The sequence below is a fragment of the Limosilactobacillus viscerum genome, from assembly GCF_947387525.1.
GTDB classification, from domain to species: domain Bacteria; phylum Bacillota; class Bacilli; order Lactobacillales; family Lactobacillaceae; genus Limosilactobacillus; species Limosilactobacillus viscerum.
Genome location: NZ_CANDNW010000054.1, coordinates 1 through 2,338 on the forward strand (window position 1 = coordinate 1; position 2,338 = coordinate 2,338).

General features: G+C 42.9%; 1 protein-coding gene, 1 pseudogene and 1 other annotated feature. The gene and the pseudogene both read left to right on the forward strand.

The features are described from left to right. Positions 1-96: 96 nt before the first annotated feature. Positions 97-405, forward strand: a pseudogene (locus tag QOS07_RS09125) (DUF2325 domain-containing protein); the annotation flags it as partial. Positions 406-472: 67 nt separating this feature from the next. Next, positions 473-716 (forward strand) — a binding site (T-box leader). A gap of 85 nt (positions 717-801) precedes the next feature. After that, the gene (gene brnQ, locus QOS07_RS09130; RefSeq protein WP_098044527.1) at positions 802-2,181 is read left to right on the forward strand and encodes a branched-chain amino acid transport system II carrier protein; all 1,380 of its coding nucleotides are present in this window, start codon (positions 802-804) and stop codon (positions 2,179-2,181) included. Positions 2,182-2,338 lie beyond the last annotated feature (157 nt).

Sequence of the window (2,338 nt, forward strand, 5' to 3'; positions counted from 1 at the left end):
ATTTATATTTAGCCTGATAATAACCAAATTTAACAATCTGACCACGGTTGATCACCCCACAATTAGGGCAAGCTTTATCGGGAACGTTCACAAGAATTAAAGGCAGTTGTCGATAAGCACCATGGGATTTATCATGCTCTTGACGCTTCCATGGAAGATAAGGTTTCCAGCAGTAAAATGAAACGGGAAATTCGTGACGCTGACTTCGTTGTAGTCTGCATTGATAAAATTCATCACCGCATTAGTCAGTTAGCAAACCACCATGCCAAGCGTTATGAAAAGCCATTGGCAATCGCTAATACAACAACAAATACCGCTGTTGAGCGAGCAATTGCGCGTGCTTTGAATGGCGACCCTGCCTATGCACAAACAAGCGAAGATATGGCTAATTACCAGGAAAAATAAAAAAATTCTAAAAAGTTGTTGACTTTTATTAAAAACTATTTAGAATAATAAACAACAATTTAATTATTCGATCGCAATGAGAAAGAAGAGTAAATTAGCGATAGCCATTAGCGAGTCTCGTTAGGTGGAAGGAGACAGGTTCAACGTTAATCGAAAATCACTTTCGAGCTTAAGTCTTAATTCATAGTAAGACTTAATGGTAGCACCCATTAACGTGCCAGCGTATCGCCCAGTCCCGGGCCGTACGTGTAAGGTATTATCAGTAATGATGATACGAAGATAGGGTGGTACCACGCTCAAGCGTCCCTTAACCAAAGTAATTTTGGTTAAGGGACTTTTTTGTTGGGATCAAAGCAATTATTTAATGCTTTTTATATCCTAGGAGGGAATTTAACTATGCAGGATTTAACAACAAAAAAGTTAACATTTAAGCAATACTTAGTTGTTGCTTCGTTACTGTTTGGGCTATTCTTTGGTGCCGGGAACTTGATTTTCCCGCTTCACCTTGGCCAGTTAGCTGGTGCGAATTGGGGCCCAGCTGCTCTTGGTTTCTTAGTTACCGGGGTCTTACTCCCGTTACTTTCCGTTCTTGCCATCGCTGTTACTCGTGCTGAAGGAGTTTACGATGTTGGTCGGCCACTTGGTGCAGCATTTGCCCTAGTCTTCATGGTTTTGATTCACGCTACCATCGGTCCTTTATTCGGGACTCCCCGGACAGCAACCGTTTCGTTTACTGTTGGGGTTGCGCCATTCGTTCCAAAAGCTGCTCAAGGCTGGTCACTATTGCTTTTCTCAGCAGTATTCTTTGTCTTAGCATTTGCCTTTTCTTACAAGGAAAACAGCATTCTTTCAAACGTTGGTAAGGTTTTGAATCCTGTCTTCCTGGCACTTTTATTCTTAGTCTTCGTTGTTGCATTTGCTAATCCGTTGGGTAACCCAGCTAGTGCACCAGTAACCAGTGCCTACGTTCACAGTGCTGTTACTAATGGTTTCCTTGAAGGGTACAACACAATGGATGCTCTAGCAGGTCTTGCCTTTGGGGTTACTGTTGTTACCGCAATTAAGGGGATGGGCGTTCGTCGTCCAGGTGCCGTTTCAAAGGTTGTTACAAAGTCTGGTGTTCTCGCAGTTAGTGCCATCGGTTTCATCTACCTTCTCCTAATCGTCCTTGGTGCAATGTCACTTGGTCGCTTTAAGGTTTCACCTGATGGCGGTGTGGCTTTCAACCAATTAGTTAACGCTTATGCAGGTGCATTTGGTCAAGTTGTTTTAGCATTCCTATTAACTGTTACTTGTTTAACTACTGCTGTTGGTTTAGTTGCTGCTTTTGCTCAAGACTTCCACAAGCACTTCCCAAAGGTTAGCTACCATACCTGGTTAGCACTTAGCTGTCTCGCTTCATTCTTAACTGCTAACTTCGGTTTGGACCAAATCATCGCTTGGTCAACACCAATGTTAATGTTCCTTTACCCATTAGCAATGGTCCTAATCGTCCTTTCTGTTGCTTCACCACTTTTCCATCGTGATGGTGTTGTCTACTTCTTCGTTGTCCTCTTAACTGTGGTTCCAGCACTTGGTGATATGGTCGTTGCTTTCCCAGCTGTTGTAAGTCAAAGCTCATTTGGCCTCTGGGTAGCTGGTGTGCGGAAGATGTTGCCACTCGCTTCCATGGGACTCTCGTGGGTAGTTCCAGCCCTTGTTGGTTTAGTTGTTGGTCTCGCATTCCACTTCTTCCGGCACAACCAAGTTAACGTTAAGCAGACTGAGGTTGATTAATCTAGTAATCGTCATTAATTAAAAACTCCAAATCTAAAAAGCTCAGTTCAGGATGTTATCATTCTGGACTGAGCTTTTTAGGCTCTACGTCAAGTAGTGTTGATCAGGAAATTTCTGCTCTACATTGTAAAATTGGTCTAAAGGAATCATCTGCGAG

Excerpts from the sequence above, each read along its gene's own strand:
- brnQ (WP_098044527.1), top strand. The coding sequence starts at position 802 with ATGCAGGATTTAACAACAAAAAAGTTAACATTTAAGCAATACTTAGTT.